Raw genomic sequence first — 17456 nt, 5'->3', positions numbered from 1 at the left:
TATGCTTCTTTGCCGCATATCAGGGCATAGGATGTAATCATTTTTAAGTCGGTTGGCTATACTTACAGTACGCGTTTATGGCGAGGAACTAACGCGCCAGCACCGCTTTCACGGCATCGCCGATATCCGCCAGGCTGCGCACCGTTTTCACGCCAGCGGCTTCCAGTGCCGCGAATTTATCATCCGCTGTGCCTTTACCGCCTGCAATGATGGCACCGGCATGGCCCATACGCTTGCCCTTAGGCGCCGTTACACCGGCAATATACCCGACCACCGGTTTGGTGACATGCGCTTTGATATAGGCTGCCGCTTCCTCTTCCGCCGTACCACCGATTTCACCGATCATCACGATGGACTCGGTTTGCGGATCCTGTTCGAACAACGCCAAAATATCGATAAAGTTGGAGCCCGGAATCGGGTCACCACCAATTCCGACACAGCTTGACTGACCCAGCCCGGTGTCCGTGGTCTGTTTTACCGCTTCATAGGTCAGCGTTCCTGAACGAGAAACGATCCCCACTTTTCCCGGCTTGTGAATATGGCCGGGCATAATGCCAATCTTGCACTCTCCGGGGGTGATAACGCCCGGACAGTTGGGCCCAATCATTCGCACGCCGCTCTGTTCCAGCTTCACCTTCACGGTCAGCATATCCAGCGTCGGGATGCCTTCGGTAATACAGATGACCAGTTCAATCCCCGCATCAATCGCTTCCAGAATCGAGTCTTTGCAAAACGGTGCCGGAACATAGATAACCGAAGCCGTTGCCCCGGTCGCGGTTACCGCTTCGCGCACGGTATTGAACACCGGTAACCCCAAATGCTCTGTGCCGCCTTTACCGGGCGTCACGCCGCCCACCAGTTGCGTACCGTAAGCGAGTGCTTGCTCAGAGTGGAAGGTTCCTTGGCTGCCAGTGAATCCCTGGCAAATCACTTTAGTGTGCTTATCAATCAGAATAGACATTATTTACCCTCCGCTGCCTTCACAACCTGCTGAGCTGCATCTGTCAAACTGGTGGCGGCAATGATATTCAGGCCGCTGTCTGCCAGTTGCTTGGCACCCAGTTCCGCGTTGTTTCCTTCCAGGCGCACCACCACAGGTACGTTAACGCCCACTTCGGCTACCGCACCGATGATGCCGTCAGCGATCAGATCACAGCGCACGATACCGCCAAAGATATTGACCAGTACCGCTTTCACGTTGTCGTCGGAGAGAATGATTTTAAAGGCTTCGGTCACACGCTCTTTGGTTGCACCGCCGCCCACATCCAGGAAGTTGGCCGGCGCGCCGCCATGCAGCTTGACGATATCCATGGTACCCATGGCAAGACCCGCACCATTCACCATACAACCAATGTTGCCATCGAGTGCCACATAGTTCAGTTCCCACTGCGCAGCATGCTCTTCGCGGGGATCTTCCTGGCTTGGATCGCGCATTTCGCGCAGTTCCGGCTGGCGGAACAGTGCATTGCCATCCGCACCGAGTTTACCGTCCAGACAGACCAGATCGCCCTGCTTGGTGATCACCAGCGGGTTAATCTCCACCAGTGCCAGATCGCGTTCCAGGAACAGAGTCGCCAGCCCCATGAAAATCTTGGTGAACTGCGCCACTTGCTTGCCGCTCAGCCCCAGTTTAAAGGCCAACTCACGCCCCTGATAAGGCTGCGGACCGGTCAGCGGGTCGAGCGCGGCTTTATGAATCAGCTCCGGCGTCTCTTCCGCCACTTTTTCAATTTCCACGCCACCTTCAGTCGAGGCCATAAACACCACACGACGCGTAGCGCGATCGACCACGGCACCGAGGTAGAGTTCTTGATCGATGTCAGTTGCGGCTTCCACCAGAATTTGATGCACAGGTTGACCTTGCGCATCCGTTTGATAGGTCACCAAACGTTTGCCCAACCAATTTTCCGCAAACGCGCGAATATCTTCTTTGCTGCTCACCACTTTTACGCCGCCCGCTTTACCGCGGCCACCCGCATGCACCTGACATTTCGCTACCCACGGACCGGCACCAATTTTCGAGGCGGCCTCTTCTGCTTCGCGCGGCGTGGTGCAGGCATAACCGGTAGGCGCCGGCAGGCCATATCGAGCAAAGAGCTGTTTTGCCTGATATTCATGTAAATTCATGATGTTCTATCCATCTCGGTTTGAAGATAAGTCGCATGACTTTCTTGATATTATTGGATAAAGCCGCCAAGGACGGCTGCATAGCACAAAGTAAACCAATACCGTTACCGTATGACCGCCGCTCGGCAGGCGGCGGCGGTCTACGCCATCACGCGCTATACATCCAGCAGCAGGCGTGTTGGATCTTCCAGCATCTCTTTTACCGTGACCAAAAAGCCCACGGATTCGCGACCATCGATCAACCGGTGATCGTAAGAAAGCGCCAGATACATCATTGGCAGAATAACCACCTGCCCCTCCACGGCCATCGGTCTGTCTTTGATGGCATGCATGCCGAGAATCGCACTCTGTGGCGGGTTGATGATGGGGGTGGACATCAGGGAGCCGAACACGCCACCGTTGGTAATGGTGAAATTACCGCCGGTCAGTTCTTCAACCGTCAACTTGCCGTCGCGCCCTTTTACTGCGAGATCTTTGATTTTCTTCTCAACGTCAGCCATGCCCAGCGCATCAACATCGCGCAGCACTGGCGTAACCAGACCTCGCGGCGTGGAGACCGCGATACTGACATCGAAATAGTTGTGGTACACCACATCTTCGCCGTCGATGGAGGCGTTCATCTCAGGATAGCGTTTCAGCGCTTCCACCACGGCTTTGATGTAGAACGACATAAAGCCCAGGCGCACACCGTGACGCTTTTCAAACGCATCACCGTACTGCTGGCGCAAGTTCATGATCGGCTGCATGTTGACTTCGTTAAAGGTGGTCAACATGGCGGTACTGTTTTTCGCTTCGAGCAGGCGCTCAGCAACACGCTTACGCAGACGCGTCATTGGCACGCGTTTCTCACTGCGATGGACCAGCGCTGGTGCTGCTTCTGCTACTTTTTCCGCTTTTTTGTCGCTGCCGCTGGCAGCCTGTGCCGCCAGATGCTTTTCAACATCTTCACGCGTGATACGGCCACCGACGCCACTGCCTTTAATCGCAGCCGCATCCAAACCGTGCTCACCGATCAGACGACGAATCGCCGGGCTAAGCGCGTCGCTATTCTCTTCGGTCAACCCAGCGGTATGGCGCTGGGCAGGCGTAGACTCTTTGCTCTGCGCTTTTTCGCTGGTTTCTTTACCGGAGCTGTCGCCACGGCGAAGGCGACCGAGGATTTGGCGTGATGTCACCGTAGCACCCTGGCTTTCCAGCACGGCATCCAGCACGCCCGCTTCTGGCGCAGGCACTTCCAGCACCACTTTATCGGTTTCAATCTCGACCAGCACTTCATCACGCTGGACGCTGTCACCCGGCTTTTTGTGCCAGGTCGCCACGGAAGCATCGGCTACCGATTCGGGAAGGTCAGGGACAAGAATATCTACGCTACTCATTATCTATCCTTTTATTTAATCAACGTTCAGCGCGTCGTTAACCAGATCTTGCTGTTGTTTCTGGTGCACAGACATATAACCGACCGCCGGAGAGGCGGAGGCCGGGCGTCCGGCGTAACGCAAAGACGCTCCAAAGGGAATCACTTCGCGGAAATGGTGCTGGCTGCAATACCATGCCCCCTGATTGAGCGGCTCTTCCTGACACCAGACAAAATCATGCACGTGCGCAAACGGCGCTAACGCCGCCTGAACCGCCTGCTGCGGGAACGGGTAGAGTTGCTCGATGCGCACAATCGCCACGTTGTTCTGTTCATTCTTACGACGCTGTTCCAATAAATCATAGTAGACCTTGCCGGAACAGAGCACGACGCGCTTCACTCCTTGCGGATCAAGTTCGTCAATTTCACCAATAGCAGGCTGGAACGCACCGTTTGCCAACTCTTCCAGGGAGGAAATCGCCAGCGGATGACGCAACAGCGATTTCGGTGACATCACCACCAACGGACGCCGCATACCGCGCAGCGCCTGGCGACGCAACATATGGTAAACCTGCGCTGGCGTCGACGGAATGCACACCTGCATGTTTTGCTCAGCACACAATTGCAGGTAGCGTTCAAGACGCGCAGAAGAGTGCTCTGGGCCTTGACCTTCGTAGCCGTGCGGCAGCAGCATCACCAGGCCACACATGCGCCCCCACTTCTGTTCACCGGAGCTGATGAACTGATCGATCACCACTTGCGCACCGTTGGCAAAGTCACCGAACTGCGCTTCCCAAATGGTCAGCGTGCGCGGCTCTGCCGTGGCGTATCCGTATTCAAACGCCAGGATCGCCTCTTCAGACAACACGGAGTCCCAGACGTTAAACGTACCCTGTGCGTTATGCACATGTTCTAGTGGGGTATAGCTTGAGCCATTTTTTTGGTTATGCACCACGGCATGGCGGTGGAAGAACGTACCACGGCCGCTGTCTTCACCGGATATACGAATAGGAATGCCGTCATCCACCAGCGTAGCGTAGGCCAGCGTTTCCGCGCCGCCCCAATCAAAGGGCTTGTTACCCAGCGCCATGTCAGCACGGTCAGCGTACACTTTGACAACACGCGGATGCATTTCAATGGCTTCCGGCACTTCACTGATGCGCTTTGCCAATTCTTGCAGGCGTTTCATCTCCACCTTGTGGGGGTACGGCTCATCCCACTCGTGGTTCAGGTAAGGCGTCCAGGTGAAGGATTGCATGTCCATTTCACGCCACTCTTCCACCACGCATTCGCCCGCGTCCAACGCATCGCGATACAGGTTAACCTGCTCGGTGGCATCTTCCAGCGAGATGTTTTTTTCCAGTTTCAGACGATCGGCATACACCTTGCGCGGCGTTGGGTGTTTTTTGATCTTCTGGTACATCATCGGCTGCGTAGCACTTGGTTCATCCGCTTCGTTGTGACCATGACGACGGTAGCAAATCAGATCGATAAACACATCGCGTTTGAATTCATTGCGGAAATCCAACGCCAGACGCGTCACATAGGCGACCGCTTCCGGATCGTCAGCGTTGACGTGGAAAATCGGCGCCTGCACCATTTTGCCAATGTCGGTGCAATATTCCGTGGAACGAATATCCAGCGGGTTAGAGGTGGTAAAACCAATGCGGTTGTTGATAACGATACGCAACGTACCGCCCACTTCATAGCCACGCACGGTGGACATATTCAGCAGTTCCTGAACCACGCCCTGTCCACTGATGGCCGCATCACCGTGAATCGTCACTGGCAACACGCGCGGACCGCTCTCACTGCTGAGACGATCGAGGCGAGCGCGCACTGAACCGGTCACCACTGGGCTGACAATCTCAAGGTGCGAAGGGTTAAACGCCAGCGCCAGATGCACCAGACCGCCTTCGGTGGCAAATTCAGACGAAAAGCCCTGATGGTATTTCACATCACCGGTGCCGAGATGCTCTTTATGCTTACCGGCAAATTCGTCGAACAAATCCTGCGGTTTTTTCCCCAGCACGTTAACCAGCACGTTAAGGCGGCCGCGGTGCGCCATGCCCAGCACCACTTCACGCGTGCCGCTGTTGCCCGCATGGCGGATCATCTCTTTGAGCATCGGCACCAGCGCATCGCCACCTTCCAGCGAGAAGCGTTTAGCGCCCGGGTATTTGGCCCCTAAATAGCGCTCCAGCCCTTCCGCCGCAGTCAGCTCTTTCAGGAAGCGATGCTTCTCTTCCAAACTGAAAGAAGGTTGTCCGGTAATGGATTCGATACGCTGCTGAATCCAGCGTTTCTCATAGGTGCTAGTGATATGCATGTATTCAGCACCGATAGAACAGCAGTAGGTGCGCTTCAAGGCTTCATACAGTTCACCAAGCTTCATGGTCTCTTTGCCGATGGCGAAAGAGCCCACATTATAGGTTTCCTGAAGGTCATCTGCCGTCAGGTTGTGGTAAGCCAGATCCAGCTCTGCAACCGGGGCTTGCGGGCGTAAATCGATCGGGTCAAGCTTGGCCTGCTGATGTCCACGGAAACGAAACGCGTTTATCAGCTGCAATACTTTGACCTGCTTGGCGTCAATGTCAGGGTCGGTCACAGAGGAGCTAAAGAGCGAGGCATCTTTCGCCAGACGGCGGAAATAGCCGCGCGTTTTGGAATGCAGTTGATCGGGTTTGACCCCCGCCGTACGCAACTGCTGGAAGATAGACCGCCAGCTAAGATCGATAGAATCCGGATCGGTTAAAAAATCTTCATAGAGCTGTTCTATGTAGGACTGGTTCGCGCCCGCCAGATAGGAGGAATCCAGCCAGGCCTTCATTGCGCCGTTCTGCATTGTGATCCCTTAAGCTAATAAGCTTCAGTTTTCGCCGTGGTTAACATGTCCTGTGCCGTAAAAAAACCAGGCACCGTAAACGGTTCATTTCCCTGTCAGAGACGCAGGGCCAGGGTGTCATTCCCCTTTAAGGAACCTTTAAAAACCGGTTTGGCGCACAAGCCCGTTTTTAAAGGTTTCCTATCATCCCCCCGCCGTGAGCCGGGGGGATAATCATGTTACGTCTTACCACTGCACAATACGGCAGTTTTACCTCTGCGCGGCGGCGCTTACGCTGTTTCGCGGTGTGCCTTAGGCACCGCGTTGCAACAACATCGATTTAATGTGACCAATCGCCCGCGTTGGGTTGAGTCCTTTCGGGCAAACATTAACGCAGTTCATGATGCTGTGGCAGCGGAATACGCTGAATGCATCATCCAGCGCATCCAGGCGCGGCTTGGTTTCTGTATCACGGCTGTCGATCAGGAAACGGTAAGCCGCCAGCAGCCCTGCCGGGCCCACAAACTTATCCGGGTTCCACCAGAACGACGGGCAAGACGTGGAACAGCAGGCACACATGATGCACTCATACAATCCATCCAGCTTGGCACGCTGGTCCGGCGACTGCAAATGTTCACGCGCGGGTGGATTCTGCCAATTATTCAACAAGTAAGGCTTTATTTTCTCATATTGGGCATAGAACTGTCCCATGTCCACCACCAAATCACGGATTACCGGTAATCCCGGTAGCGGACGGATAACTATTTTACCTTTGGCCCGTTGCAGCACCGAGACTGGCGTAATGCAAGCCAGCCCGTTTTTGCCGTTAATGTTAAGGCCGTCAGAGCCACATACCCCTTCACGGCAAGAGCGACGGAACGCCAGCGTAGGATCTTGCTCTTTCAGCTGGATCAGCGCGTCAAGCAGCATCATGTCGCGCCCTTCTTCCGCCTCCAGGGTGTAATCCTGCATGTGCGGTGCGTCATCAACATCCGGGTTGTAGCGATAAATTGAAAATTCAAGTTTCATCGTGCCATCTCCGCGAAATTAATAAGTACGTATTTTCGGCGGAAACGCCGGACGTAATTTAGGCTGCATGTTCACCTCGCGGCGCGTCATGCTCTCGTGTTGCGGCAAATACAACGAATGACACAACCAGTTTTCATCATCGCGATCCGGATAATCGAAGCGGCTGTGCGCCCCACGGCTTTCAGTGCGATAATTGGCAGAGACGGCCGTGGCATAGGCAGTTTCCATCAGGTTGTCCAGTTCGAGGCACTCAATGCGCTGGGTATTGAACTCCGTAGAGGTGTCGTCAAGGCGGGCATTTTTCAGACGCTCGCAAATCATCTTCAGCTCTTCCAACCCTTTCGCCATTGCATCCCCTTCACGGAATACCGAGAAGTTGTTCTGCATGCAGGATTGCAATGCCTTACGGATTTCTACCGGATCTTCGCCAGTACGGTTATTGTTCCAACGATTCAGGCGCTCCAGCGCCGCCTCAACGTCACTGTCGCTGGCATCACGCAGTTCACCCTGCTCTTGCAGTGATTCTTGTAAATGCATGCCCGCAGAACGGCCAAACACCACCAGATCGAGCAGCGAGTTACCGCCCAGACGGTTAGCGCCGTGTACGGAAACGCAGGCAATTTCACCGACGGCGAACAGGCCCGGCACTACCACATCTTCGCCCTTTTCATTAACCGTCAACGCCTGACCGCTTACTTTGGTGGGAATGCCCCCCATCATATAGTGGCAGGTAGGGATGACCGGGATCGGTTCTTTGACTGGATCGACATGCGCAAAGGTGCGCGACAGCTCCAGAATGCCCGGCAGACGCGATTCCAGCACATCTTTACCCAAGTGATCGAGTTTCAGCTTGGCGTGGGGACCCCATGGGCCATCACAGCCACGCCCTTCACGGATTTCAATCATGATGGAACGCGCAACAACATCGCGGCCAGCCAGATCTTTGGCGTTAGGCGCGTAGCGCTCCATAAAACGTTCGCCGTGCTTGTTGAGCAGATAGCCCCCTTCACCACGGCAGCCTTCGGTAACCAGCACGCCTGCGCCTGCGATCCCGGTCGGGTGGAACTGCCACATTTCCATATCCTGCACGGGCACACCAGCGCGCAGCGCCATGCCGACACCGTCGCCGGTGTTGATGTAGGCGTTAGTCGTGGATTGGTAGATACGACCAGCACCGCCGGTTGCCAGTATCGTTGCACCCGCTTTGAAATAAACCACTTCGCCGGTTTCGATACAGATAGCGGTACAACCTACCACCGCACCATCCTGATTCTTCACCAAATCCAGCGCATACCACTCGGAGAAGATAGTGGTGTGATTTTTCAGGTTTTGCTGATAAAGCGTGTGCAGCAGGGCGTGGCCGGTGCGGTCTGCTGCGGCTGCGGTACGCGCCGCCTGCTCACCGCCGAAATTCTTCGATTGCCCACCGAACGGACGCTGATAAATGCGGCCATCATCCAGACGAGAGAAAGGCAGCCCCATGTGCTCGAGTTCCAGAATGGCTTCCGGGCCGGTTTTACACATGTATTCGATGGCATCCTGATCGCCAATATAGTCCGACCCTTTTACGGTATCGTACATGTGCCATTCCCAGTTATCTTCATGGGTATTGCCCAGCGCGACAGTAATACCTCCTTGCGCAGACACGGTGTGCGAGCGGGTCGGGAACACCTTGGACAACAGCGCACAGGAGAGCCCCATTTGGGAGATTTGTAACGCAGCGCGCATACCTGCGCCGCCTGCGCCGACAACAACGGCATCAAATTGCCTAATTGGTAAATTCATCACGCACCCCACACCACAACGGTTCCATAAATAACGTACACCAGCAGCGCCACCACGATGGCGAGTTGCAATATCAGACGCAACGCCAGCGGCTTAATGTAGTCAGTCAGCACTTGCCACATCCCTATCCAGGCGTGAACCAGGATGGCGAACAGCGTCAGCAGCGTGAACACTTTGGTGAGGGGCATCGCGAAGAAACCGCGCCAAACGGGGTAGGTAATATCCCCCGCCGTCGCTATAAACCCCACGAGATAAATCACGTAGAGCACGATAAAAATGGCAGAAGCGCGAATGAGCAGCCAATCGTGAACGCCATTACGTCCTAATGCAGAAGCATTGCTTACCATACGAGGACTCCAGCCAGTAGTGAAAGCACGACAGTAATGATAAAAGAGAGCCTTGCGGAACGATTTCCCGACGCGAGATCTTCTTCCAGAAAGCCAAAGTCCATCATCAGATGGCGTAATCCGCCAACAATGTGGTAGGCCAGCGCGGTGAGGATGCCCCACAGGATAAATTTAACAATCACGCTATCCAGAATGGCTGCGGCGTACAGAAATCCCTCTTCTGAGGCAAGAGAGTGCCCGAGCAGCCACAGCAGAATGCCGACGGCCACAAAGGTAATGACGCCAGAGACACGGTGAAGAATTGAGGCTATCGCAGTTACGGGAAACTGGATCGTTTGCAGATCCAGATTGACAGGTCTTTGTTTTTTCACGGATTTTCCCACACACCTTTATTATTTTTCGTTCCTCCGGACCTGTAACTCTAGGTCAGACAGCGCGAAGAATGCAGCCACATGCTTCCGGGTGATACGTTGGCCTTAACGTCAACATCCCATGTTAAACGGCACATGACTTATTCACGCTGGGTGCTCCTACTTCAGGGGGTTCCGGAGACCTGACGCGAGTATAAGTGCTTCACAATCTTATTACAATTAGCCCACAAATTGTTTAGTGACATTTCGGCTAAACAGTGAGTGAGATCACTTATTTTACATTTTATATAAAATTAACCAACTAATTTGACATATATTAAACAATTAAATTACAAATAGAGATGCAATCTGAAAGTCGCCCGTTAAAGAATTCAAGATAGGCTTCCCCAAGTGACATAACTTGTGTAACAGTGGAAAGTCGAATTCCACGTATAAAGTCATGTTAATGACTAGAGTAGACTAGAATTTAGAGAATCGTTACTAACCAGAAGAACACGGTTTTCCTTTGATGGGGTGGTGAGCCCGGCCACTGCCCGATGCTGTACCCTGATAGGTGCAAATGCCGAGACCTCGGCGTTTTGACCGAGTTTCTCCGTTCGGTGTACAGGCATAACGGTATTTCTTCGGTGATGAATTTTTAAAATTAAAGCGCTAAGGAGACTGTAAATGGCTGATAAGAAAGCGACACTTACCCTAAATGGTAAAGAGCCCATCGAGCTTGATGTGTTGTCCGGCACGCTTGGGCAAGATGAAATCGATATCCGTAGCCTCGGTTCCAAAGGCTTTTTCACGTTCGATCCGGGATTTACCTCCACGGCGTCTTGCGAATCCAAAATCACCTACATCGACGGTGAAAAAGGGGTGCTGCTGCATCGCGGCTTCCCTATCGACCAGCTGGCGGAGAAATCCACCTATCTGGAAGTCTGCTACATTCTGCTGTTCGGCGAAGCGCCAACGTCCGAGCAGTTTGACACCTTTAAAACCACGGTAACGCGTCACACCATGATCCACGAACAGATTACGCGTTTGTTCCACGGTTTCCGTCGCGACTCTCACCCGATGGCGGTGTTGTGCGGCGTAACCGGTGCATTGGCAGCGTTCTACCACGACTCACTGGATATCAGCATTGAGCGTCACCGCGAAATTGCCGCGTATCGCCTGCTGTCCAAAATGCCGACCGTGGCCGCCATGTGTTACAAATACTCCCTCGGTCAGCCGTTCGTTTACCCGCGTAACGACCTGTCCTATGCCGGCAATTTCCTGCATATGATGTTTGCTACGCCGTGTGAAGAGTATGTGGTGAATCCGGTACTGGAACGCGCAATGGACCGCATCCTGATCCTGCATGCCGATCATGAACAGAACGCGTCCACCTCGACAGTGCGTACCGCAGGTTCTTCAGGCGCAAACCCGTTTGCCTGTATCGCTGCAGGCATCGCGTCACTGTGGGGACCGGCGCACGGCGGTGCTAACGAAGCCTGTCTGCGTATGCTGGAAGAGATCAATTCGGTTGAACACATTCCTGAATTCGTCAGACGCGCCAAGGACAAGAACGACTCCTTCCGTCTGATGGGCTTCGGCCACCGGGTGTATAAAAATTATGACCCACGCGCCACAGTGATGCGTGAAACCTGCCATGAAGTGCTTAAAGAGCTGGGTATGAAAGATGACCTGCTGGAAGTGGCCATGGAACTGGAACACATCGCGCTCAACGACCCCTATTTTATCGAGAAGAAACTCTACCCCAACGTGGATTTCTACTCAGGTATCATCTTGAAAGCGATGGGCATTCCGTCTTTCATGTTTACCGTGATCTTCGCGATGGCACGGACCGTCGGCTGGATTGCCCACTGGAACGAAATGCACGACGACGGCCTGAAGATTGCGCGTCCGCGTCAGCTGTATACCGGCTACGACAAACGCGACTTCACCTCTTCGCTCAACCATCGCTAAGCATCATCAGTAAGGCAAATACTTCAAAAAGCCGGGTTTCTTCGGCTTTTTTACGTCTCAATGCTGGCAATGTGGGCACCAGAAAAACGGGCGCGACGAGAGCATGGTGCGCACGATAGCTTGCACACAGCGCTCGCACGGTTCTCCTTCACGGTCAAAAACCTTAAAACGGAACAACGCGCCATGATGGTGGTTGTCATCCACCGTTCCCCGTGTGTGGTAGGAAAGGCGCGGCAGTGATAATAACGCGTCACTCAGTTTGGTCCGTTGCCCCTCATCCAACGTCATCGCCGTGTGCTGCGGCGACAGCGCCGCGTGCCATAAAATCTCCGCACGCAAATAGTTGCCCAGTCCGGCTAAAAAAGCCTGATCGAGTAACAAACCACTCAGGCGACGGCGGCGAAACCGTTCGCTTAACAATCGGGTCTGTACTTGCTGCGGCGTGACGCGTATATCGAGCACATCAGGGCCAATGCGCTGCAAGAAAGGATGTGCCGCAAGCGCATCCGGCGTGAACATGGCAATATCCGAGGCGCTATAGAGTAGAATTGCACGGTGTTGCGTTTCTAGGCGAACGCGCAAATCGCGTTTGGTGTCTGGCGTCACGCCCGCATCAACAACGCGCCACAGGCCATAAAGCTGGTTATGGGTATAAAGCACCCGCCCAGCAGAAAAGTAGGTGAGCAACGCTTTACCACGCGTTTCCAGCTTTTCAATCCGCTGTCCTGTAAGCTCAGTTTCGTAAGGTTTTAATTCAGGGAAAGCAAACCACACCTCGGTTAACGGCTGCCCTACCACCGCTGCGGCTAATGCGTCGGCGGCACGGCGGATCTCTGGCCCCTCAGGCATCAATCTCTCCTTTCTGGTTGGGGATTTGCCCGGATGCTAATGCGTGGTACCGCCAGAAATAATCGCGTCTTGCTGCTGGGTCACCGCGACAGCAATCATGGCAACCAGCGCCTGCGTCACCATATAGCTAAACGACTTAATTTTGATTACATTATTTAAATGAGCTATTCAATTGATTTTAGACGTAAAGTGATATCTACACGGAAAAACGAAGGGTTGAGTATCCGAGAAACAGCGAAGCAATTTCGGATTGGCCCTGCCTCTGTATCGCGTTGGATTAATCAAATAGAGTCAAAAGCATCGACCACGCGTCAGCGAAAGATCGATAAATCCGAGTTGATAAAAGATGTTGAACAATATCCAGATGCTTACCAAAAAGAACGTGCAGAGCGTTTTGGCGTTTGTCAGAAGGCCATTTGGCAAGCGCTTAAAAAGCTGGGATTGACCTATAAAAAAAACTCTACGTCATCCGAAAGCCGACGAAAACGCCCGGCAGGGATTTCAACAAAAAAAACAACAGTATGAAAAAGAAGGTAAACCTATTGTTTTTATTGATGAAAGTGGTTTTTCACACGATGCCCCACGGACTCACGGCTATTCCCCAAAAGGTCAACGGTGTTTTGGCCTGAAGAACTGGGGAGCTAGGGGAAGAACAAATGTTATCGGCGCTTTATTAGGCACAACGCTGTTTGCTATCGGATTATTTGATATCAATATTAACAGCGATGTTTTCTATGCCTGGGTCACACAAGTCCTTATCCCAGTACTCCCTAAAAACAGTGTAATCATGATGGACAATGCCACTTTTCACAAAAAACATAATATTCAACAAGTCATCATCGATGCAGGGTATATGGTGGAGTATTTGCCTACATATTCGCCAGATCTTAACCCAATTGAGCATAAATGGGCACAAGCAAAAAGCAAAAAAAGAGAGATGGGTTGCGATACAGAGAGTTTGTTCTCAGTCCATATGGTGTAATCAAAATTAAGTCGCTTGGCTATAGCAATCGGCATGGATGGCTCGCCAGGATGGCGCGCTGCCTGTTCCGGTGCATAAAGAATATGAACAAACCCACCGCTGGCCGCCTCCGGGCACTGTGCCAGCGCGTGCAATAAGCCCTACATCACATGATTGCAAACGAAGGTGCCTGCGGTGTGGGACACCGAGGCAGGAATACCCTGCTCGCGTAATGCATTAACCATCGATTTAATCGGCAAGGTGGAAAAATAGGCGTCTGTGCCTCCTGGGATCACCGGGGTATCAATGGGCTGCTTACCCTCATTGTCAGGAATACGCGCATCATTGATATTGATGGCAATCCGTTCAACGGTGATCTCGGCGCGGCCTCCGGCTTGCCCCACAGCCAGCACGCAGTCGGGCTGATGCTCAGCCAGCGCGGCGTTAAGCTGCTGCAAAGCAAGGTCAAACACTCAGGCTAATTGCCAGGTCACCACCCGTGCGCCAGCAATCTCACGTCCTTGCAATACCTTGACCGCTTCCCAGGACGGATTAATGGCTTCTCCGTCAAAGGGTTCAAACGCCGTCACTAAAACAGTTTTCATCTTTTATATCTACTTGTGCGTTACGCCGCCCTGACCTGAATCTGGTGCTCATTGAAACACTGACGCAGCTTGCGCGCAAACAGCAATGCATGATCGCCGTCGCCATGAAGACAAACCGTATCGGCCTCAACGTCAACCCAGGTGCCATCACTGGCCCGCACCCTTCGCCGTTTAATGATCTCCAGCGTTTGCGCCAGCGCCAACTCATCGCTTTTGATCAACGCGGCAGTTTGGTCGCGCGGCACCAGCGTGCCGTCCGGCAGGTAACCGCGGTCGGCAAACACCTCCTGCCGTGTTGCCAATCCCAGACGCTGCCCCGCGTGAATCAATTCACTTCCTGCTAGCCCGACCAGCCGCAACGCCGGATTCACCGATTTCACCGCACGCGCAATCGCATCGGCCAGCATGGGATCCCGCGCAGCCTGGTTATACAGCATGCCGTGCGGTTTGACATGCGTCAGCCTGCCACCTTCAACCGCCACAATCGCACTTAACGCACCCAGTTGATACACCACCTGAGCGAAGACCGTGTCTGCGGATACTGACATCGCTTTACGGCCAAAGTTTTCCCGATCCAAAAAGCTGGGATGGGCACCCAGCGCCACGCCGTAACGCATCCCCCAACGCACCGACTGGCGCATGGTTTGAGCATCGCCCGCATGAAACCCACAGGCAATATTGGCAGACGTCACCAGCTGTAATAGCGCTTCATCGTGGCGACCGCCTTCGCCCAGATCGGCATTTAAATCAATAATCATTGAGCCTCCACGCCAGTTGTTCCAGATAGCACCTTTGCGCATCTGACGCACGCAGGGCGTCGTCCAGCGTGCAGGGAATGAAATGTATCGGTTCACCGAGCCGAATCTGCGCCAGATGGAATAAATCCGCGTCAATCACGCAGGAAATGCGTGGGTAGCCCCCGGTGGTCTGCGCATCTGCCAGCAACAAGATCGGTTGACCACTGTGCGGCACCTGAATGACTCCCGGCAGCACACCGTGCGAAAAAAGTTCTCGCGATGTGATACGTGTCAACGCAGGTCCCTGCAACCGATATCCCATACGGTTACTCTGTGGACTCAGTTGCCACCCTGTGCGCCAGAAGGTGTCACGCGCCTCTTCACTGAATTCATGATATTCCGGCCCTGGAAGCACCCGCACCCGATTACTGAACAGAATTTGCTTGATGCCCACAGGCTTATGCGGCTTGCGGTAGGCCGCTTTTTTCAGTGGCAGCGTATCGCCATCCTGAAGTGGGCGACCCAGATAACCACCAAATCCGGCTTTCAAATCGGTACTGAGTGACCCGAGCACATCCGGTAGCCCCAGGCCACCCGAAATGGCCAGATAGCTGCGCATGCCTCGGCGCGGCATACGCAGCCTGAGCGTTTGCCCCGCTTTCACATGAAAGCGCCAGCCGGTCCAGACCGGTTTCCCGTCGAGCTCAGCGTGACTATCAGCGCCCGTCAACGCAATCCAGCAGGATGACGTAAAGGTCGCAGCGAATTTTCCGAGCGTAATTTCCAGCCCGGCTTCGGACATCGCGTTACCCACCAACGAATTGGCGATGTTTAACGCTGGCGTGTCCAGCGCGCCAGACTGACTGATACCCAGATGACGCAGATGATGACGCCCGGCATCCTGCACCGAAGTATGCAGCCCGGCATGAATGATCTTCAGCATAGGCCCTCCGGTTGCGGTACAAAGCGCACGTTATCACCGGGACGCAACAACGTAGGTGGCTCCGCGCTCGGATCGAACAACGCTACCGACGTTCGGCCAATTAACTGCCACCCCCCGGGAGTTGCCAGCGGGTAAATACCGGTTTGCCGACCACCGATACCAACACTGCCAGCGGGTACACTCAGGCGCGGTTCTGCACGCCGTGGAGTATGAAGGTGCTCTGGCAACCCAGCCAGATAAGGAAATCCCGGCTGAAAACCCAGAAAGTAGACCACGTAGTGTGCCGCAGCATGCGCTTCCACCACCTGACGAGGAGAAAGCTGGCAATGCGCCGCCACCTGCAACAAATCCGGGCCCGCATCACCGCCATACACCACCGGGATCGTGATATCCCTCGCCTCGAGCGTTACCGATTCACTCTCCTCCCACCAGCGCTGCAATCGTTCGATAGCATCGCGTGCCGCCTGCTGTGGGTGGGCTAACACCACAGTCAGATTATTCATCCCAGGGATCGCCGCCTCAACCGCTTCATGCTGTTGAAGACGTTCAGCCAGCCCCCAGATACGCTGTTGACTTTGCAGTGACAGCGGCGGCTCCAACTCCAGCACCACGGCCCGCTCGCCCAATAAGTAGCACCGCACTCGTTGCACACTCTTCTCCCCATCTCGGTAGGGCATTGCTATGCCATGCCGCCTTGATTCGCACCTCGCCAGACACGTTATGGCGATAAGGTTTCTTAATAGACGGGCAATAAATATGCCTTTTTCAACCCACTAAAATTTTTATATTATTTTTAAAAAAACAGTGGGTTGATTAACACTAGGCGGGATTGGGGATATCAACAAAGGTGACATCAAACCCGTGCTGCTGTGCCAGCCACTCCCCCAGTGCTTTAATACCGCCACGCTCCGTTGCATGATGGCCTGCCGCGTAGAAATGCAGCCCCATCTCGCGCGCGATATGAATCGTCTGTTCCGACACTTCCCCGGTGATGAAGGCCTCCACGCCAAAGCGCGCAGCTTGCTCAATAAAGCCTTGGCCACCACCTGAGCACCAGGCCAAGCGTTTTATCTGCGACGGTGCATTATCCCCACAATGCAGCACGCCACGCCCCAATCGCGTCTCCAGACGCTCACGTAATGCCTCACCACTCACAGGCTGAGACAGTTCACCATAAGGCAGCAGTTGCTCAATCTCACCCAACACGGTGATGTCTAGCAACGCCGCCAGACAGGCGTTATTGCCTAGATCGGGGTGCGCGTCCAACGGCAAATGATAGCCATACAGGTTGATATCGTTCGCCAGCAATGTTTTCAAGCGGCGCCGCTTCATGCCAGAAATCACCGGAGACTCGTTTTTCCAAAAATAGCCGTGGTGTACCAGCACGGCATCGGCCTGTTGAGCAACGGCTACATCCAGCAATGCCTGCGAGGCGGTGACTCCGGTGATAATACGTTGCACGTTTTCACGCCCTTCAACCTGCAACCCGTTAGGCGCATAATCCAGAAATGCGGCCACATTCAGTTGCTGATTGATCACTGTTTCCAATTCACTGTTGCGCATAACGCTCC

The 17456-nt window shown here is 54.0% G+C and carries 16 protein-coding genes and 1 pseudogene; 3 read left to right on the top strand and 14 right to left on the bottom strand.

What is annotated here, in order from left to right:
* Window positions 1-88: 88 nt before the first annotated feature.
* The 8 genes from sucD to sdhC form a co-directional block, all read right to left on the bottom strand.
* Window positions 89-961 carry a succinate--CoA ligase subunit alpha gene (gene sucD / locus ACQGXV_RS25240; RefSeq protein WP_440863564.1) on the bottom strand — a complete coding sequence of 291 codons (873 nt, stop codon included), beginning with the start codon at window positions 959-961 and terminating at the stop codon, window positions 89-91.
* Window positions 961-2127 carry an ADP-forming succinate--CoA ligase subunit beta gene (gene sucC, locus ACQGXV_RS25235; protein ID WP_440863563.1) on the bottom strand — a complete coding sequence of 389 codons (1167 nt, stop codon included), beginning with the start codon at window positions 2125-2127 and terminating at the stop codon, window positions 961-963. Before sucC ends, sucD begins: the two co-directional genes overlap by 1 nt.
* Before the next feature lie 155 nt (window positions 2128-2282).
* Window positions 2283-3503: a 2-oxoglutarate dehydrogenase complex dihydrolipoyllysine-residue succinyltransferase gene (odhB, locus tag ACQGXV_RS25230; RefSeq protein WP_440863562.1), complete on the bottom strand. Its 1221-nt coding sequence runs from the start codon at window positions 3501-3503 to the stop codon at window positions 2283-2285.
* Between the two features lie 15 nt (window positions 3504-3518).
* A complete protein-coding gene (gene sucA / locus ACQGXV_RS25225) occupies window positions 3519-6326 on the bottom strand; it encodes a 2-oxoglutarate dehydrogenase E1 component (RefSeq protein ID WP_440863561.1) in 2808 nt (935 codons plus the stop codon).
* 291 nt (window positions 6327-6617) lie between these two features.
* Window positions 6618-7334, bottom strand: a complete 717-nt coding sequence (locus tag ACQGXV_RS25220; protein ID WP_440863560.1) for a succinate dehydrogenase iron-sulfur subunit — start codon at window positions 7332-7334, stop codon at window positions 6618-6620.
* An 18-nt stretch (window positions 7335-7352) separates the two neighbouring features.
* Entirely contained in the window at window positions 7353-9119 is a 1767-nt protein-coding gene (gene sdhA / locus ACQGXV_RS25215; protein ID WP_440863559.1) for a succinate dehydrogenase flavoprotein subunit, read from the bottom strand.
* Complete coding sequence (sdhD, locus tag ACQGXV_RS25210; protein ID WP_440863558.1) at window positions 9119-9466, bottom strand: succinate dehydrogenase membrane anchor subunit; 348 nt, start codon at window positions 9464-9466, stop codon at window positions 9119-9121. The genes sdhA and sdhD overlap by 1 nt, the downstream gene beginning before the upstream one ends.
* Window positions 9460-9849, bottom strand: a complete 390-nt coding sequence (gene sdhC, locus ACQGXV_RS25205) for a succinate dehydrogenase cytochrome b556 subunit (protein ID WP_264645058.1) — start codon at window positions 9847-9849, stop codon at window positions 9460-9462. The genes sdhD and sdhC overlap by 7 nt, the downstream gene beginning before the upstream one ends.
* Window positions 9850-10503: 654 nt before the next feature.
* Between sdhC and ACQGXV_RS25200 the strand changes: the two genes are divergently transcribed.
* Window positions 10504-11790, top strand: a complete 1287-nt coding sequence (locus ACQGXV_RS25200) for a citrate synthase (protein WP_440863557.1) — start codon at window positions 10504-10506, stop codon at window positions 11788-11790.
* A gap of 57 nt (window positions 11791-11847) precedes the next feature.
* Here the strand turns inward: ACQGXV_RS25200 and nei are convergent, their stop codons facing one another.
* Complete coding sequence (gene nei / locus ACQGXV_RS25195; protein WP_440863556.1) at window positions 11848-12639, bottom strand: endonuclease VIII; 792 nt, start codon at window positions 12637-12639, stop codon at window positions 11848-11850.
* A 159-nt stretch (window positions 12640-12798) separates the two neighbouring features.
* On the opposite strand from nei, the gene ACQGXV_RS25190 reads away from it, so the two are divergent.
* On the top strand, window positions 12799-13164 hold the full coding sequence (locus ACQGXV_RS25190; RefSeq protein ID WP_440862584.1) for an IS630 transposase-related protein: 366 nt from the start codon (window positions 12799-12801) through the stop codon (window positions 13162-13164).
* Window positions 13088-13621, top strand: a complete 534-nt coding sequence (locus ACQGXV_RS25185) for an IS630 family transposase (protein ID WP_440862665.1) — start codon at window positions 13088-13090, stop codon at window positions 13619-13621. Before ACQGXV_RS25190 ends, ACQGXV_RS25185 begins: the two co-directional genes overlap by 77 nt.
* A gap of 29 nt (window positions 13622-13650) precedes the next feature.
* On the opposite strand, the pseudogene pcp reads toward ACQGXV_RS25185, so the two are convergent.
* The 5 genes and pseudogenes from pcp to ACQGXV_RS25160 all read right to left on the bottom strand — a co-directional run.
* Window positions 13651-14205, bottom strand: a pseudogene (pcp, locus tag ACQGXV_RS25180) (pyroglutamyl-peptidase I); the annotation flags it as partial.
* A 20-nt stretch (window positions 14206-14225) separates the two neighbouring features.
* A complete protein-coding gene (gene pxpA, locus ACQGXV_RS25175) occupies window positions 14226-14963 on the bottom strand; it encodes a 5-oxoprolinase subunit PxpA (RefSeq protein WP_440863555.1) in 738 nt (245 codons plus the stop codon).
* The gene (pxpC, locus tag ACQGXV_RS25170; RefSeq protein ID WP_440863554.1) at window positions 14953-15885 is read right to left on the bottom strand and encodes a 5-oxoprolinase subunit PxpC; all 933 of its coding nucleotides are present in this window, start codon (window positions 15883-15885) and stop codon (window positions 14953-14955) included. The genes pxpA and pxpC overlap by 11 nt, the downstream gene beginning before the upstream one ends.
* Window positions 15879-16535, bottom strand: a complete 657-nt coding sequence (gene pxpB, locus ACQGXV_RS25165) for a 5-oxoprolinase subunit PxpB (RefSeq protein WP_440867606.1) — start codon at window positions 16533-16535, stop codon at window positions 15879-15881. Before pxpB ends, pxpC begins: the two co-directional genes overlap by 7 nt.
* A 169-nt stretch (window positions 16536-16704) precedes the next feature.
* Window positions 16705-17448, bottom strand: a complete 744-nt coding sequence (locus ACQGXV_RS25160) for a type 2 GTP cyclohydrolase I (RefSeq protein ID WP_440863553.1) — start codon at window positions 17446-17448, stop codon at window positions 16705-16707.
* Window positions 17449-17456 lie beyond the last annotated feature (8 nt).

This window comes from Symbiopectobacterium purcellii, from assembly GCF_052050035.1.
In the GTDB taxonomy this organism is placed as follows: Bacteria; Pseudomonadota; Gammaproteobacteria; order Enterobacterales; family Enterobacteriaceae; genus Symbiopectobacterium; species Symbiopectobacterium purcellii_A.
The sequence above is the reverse complement of the archived record's forward strand: the minus strand, read 5'-3'. Positions and strand labels throughout refer to the sequence as shown.

What these genes read in the sequence shown, in the direction of transcription:
- sucD (WP_440863564.1), bottom strand. Translation starts at nt 961, where the DNA reads ATGTCTATTCTGATTGATAAGCACACTAAAGTGATTTGCCAGGGATTC.
- sucC (WP_440863563.1), bottom strand. Translation starts at nt 2,127, where the DNA reads ATGAATTTACATGAATATCAGGCAAAACAGCTCTTTGCTCGATATGGC.
- odhB (WP_440863562.1), bottom strand. Translation starts at nt 3,503, where the DNA reads ATGAGTAGCGTAGATATTCTTGTCCCTGACCTTCCCGAATCGGTAGCC.
- sucA (WP_440863561.1), bottom strand. Translation starts at nt 6,326, where the DNA reads ATGCAGAACGGCGCAATGAAGGCCTGGCTGGATTCCTCCTATCTGGCG.
- ACQGXV_RS25220 (WP_440863560.1), bottom strand. Translation starts at nt 7,334, where the DNA reads ATGAAACTTGAATTTTCAATTTATCGCTACAACCCGGATGTTGATGAC.
- sdhA (WP_440863559.1), bottom strand. Translation starts at nt 9,119, where the DNA reads ATGAATTTACCAATTAGGCAATTTGATGCCGTTGTTGTCGGCGCAGGC.
- sdhD (WP_440863558.1), bottom strand. Translation starts at nt 9,466, where the DNA reads ATGGTAAGCAATGCTTCTGCATTAGGACGTAATGGCGTTCACGATTGG.
- ACQGXV_RS25200 (WP_440863557.1), top strand. Translation starts at nt 10,504, where the DNA reads ATGGCTGATAAGAAAGCGACACTTACCCTAAATGGTAAAGAGCCCATC.
- nei (WP_440863556.1), bottom strand. Translation starts at nt 12,639, where the DNA reads ATGCCTGAGGGGCCAGAGATCCGCCGTGCCGCCGACGCATTAGCCGCA.
- ACQGXV_RS25190 (WP_440862584.1), top strand. Translation starts at nt 12,799, where the DNA reads ATGAGCTATTCAATTGATTTTAGACGTAAAGTGATATCTACACGGAAA.
- pxpA (WP_440863555.1), bottom strand. Translation starts at nt 14,963, where the DNA reads ATGATTATTGATTTAAATGCCGATCTGGGCGAAGGCGGTCGCCACGAT.
- pxpC (WP_440863554.1), bottom strand. Translation starts at nt 15,885, where the DNA reads ATGCTGAAGATCATTCATGCCGGGCTGCATACTTCGGTGCAGGATGCC.
- ACQGXV_RS25160 (WP_440863553.1), bottom strand. Translation starts at nt 17,448, where the DNA reads ATGCGCAACAGTGAATTGGAAACAGTGATCAATCAGCAACTGAATGTG.